1 protein-coding gene is annotated in these 1,515 nt (G+C 59.1%); it reads right to left on the bottom strand.

Annotated elements, in window-relative coordinates; genetic code table 11:
- Nucleotides 1–96 precede the first annotated feature (96 nt).
- On the bottom strand, nucleotides 97–1,515 hold a 1,419-nt coding region (adh, locus tag CU102_RS28215; protein WP_106714340.1), incomplete at its 5' end, for an aldehyde dehydrogenase.

Raw genomic sequence — 1,515 nt, 5'->3', positions numbered from 1 at the left:
GCACTGACTTTGTCTTCCATCCTTGTTTCCCTCCCGGAAATGTCGTCGGCGGCACTATGAAAGCGCTACCGACGGTTCAGTTCTGGCAAGGAGCCTTCAGAAGAAACCCAGCTTCTTCGGGCTATAGCTCACAAGCATGTTTTTCGTCTGCTGGTAGTGATCCAGCATCTTCAGGTGGTTCTCCCGGCCTATGCCCGACTGCTTGTAACCGCCGAACGCGGCGTGGGCCGGATAGGCATGATAGCAGTTGGTCCAGACCCGTCCTGCCTGGATGGCCCGGCCAAAGCGGTAGCAGGTATTGGCATCACGGCTCCAGATCCCTGCTCCCAGACCGTACAGCGTGTCATTGGCGATCGACAAAGCCTCGTCATTATCCTTGAACGTGGTCACGGAAACGACCGGCCCGAAGATTTCCTCCTGGAAAATCCGCATGCGGTTGTGCCCCTTGAACACGGTCGGCTTGACGTAGTAGCCACCCGCCAGATCTCCGGCGAGAACATTGCGTTCGCCGCCGATCAGCACCTCGGCCCCCTCCTGCTTGCCGATATCGAGATAGGACAGAATCTTCTCCAGTTGTTCGCTCGATGCCTGTGCGCCGATCATTGTGGCCGGATCGAGCGGGTCACCTTGCACGATCGCCTCGACACGCTTCAGTGCGCGTTCCATGAACCTGTCATAGATCGACTCGTGGATGAGCGCGCGGCTCGGGCAGGTGCACACTTCACCCTGATTGAGAGCGAACATGACGAAGCCCTCGATTGCCTTGTCGAAGAAATCATCATCCTCGGCGGTCACATCCTTGAAGAAGATGTTCGGCGACTTGCCGCCGAGTTCCAGCGTCACCGGAATGAGGTTCTGGCTGGCATACTGCATGATCAGACGACCAGTCGTCGTCTCGCCGGTGAAGGCGATCTTGGCGATCCGGGAACTGGATGCGAGGGGTTTTCCGGCTTCCAGTCCGAAGCCGTTGACGATGTTCAGAACACCCGGCGGCAAAAGGTCGGCGATCAGTTCGGCAAGGACCAGTATGGAGGCTGGCGTCTGTTCGGCCGGCTTCAGGACGACACAGTTGCCTGCTGCCAATGCCGGAGCGAGTTTCCACACGGCCATCAGCAGCGGAAAGTTCCAGGGAATGATCTGGCCGACAACGCCGAGAGGTTCGTGGAAATGATAGGCGACTGTGTCGTGGTCGATCTCCGAGATCCCGCCTTCCTGGGCACGGATCGCGCCGGCGAAATAGCGGAAATGGTCGATGGCGAGCGGCAGGTCGGCCGCGGTCGTTTCGCGGATCGGCTTGCCATTGTCCCAGGTTTCCGCCTGCGCCAGCACATCGAGATTGTCTTCCATGACCTGCGCGATCCTGTTGAGGATCACACTGCGCTCGGCCGGGCTTGTGCGACCCCAGGCTTCCTTGGCGGCATGTGCTGCATCCAGTGCAGCCTCGACATCGGTTGCATCGGATCTGGCGATTTCGCAAAGCACCTGACCGTTTACCGGCGACGTGTTGTCGAAGTA

This window comes from Phyllobacterium brassicacearum (genome assembly GCF_003010955.1).
In the GTDB taxonomy this organism is placed as follows: Bacteria; Pseudomonadota; Alphaproteobacteria; order Rhizobiales; family Rhizobiaceae; genus Phyllobacterium; species Phyllobacterium brassicacearum.
This window is presented reverse-complemented; position numbering and strand designations above follow the sequence as displayed.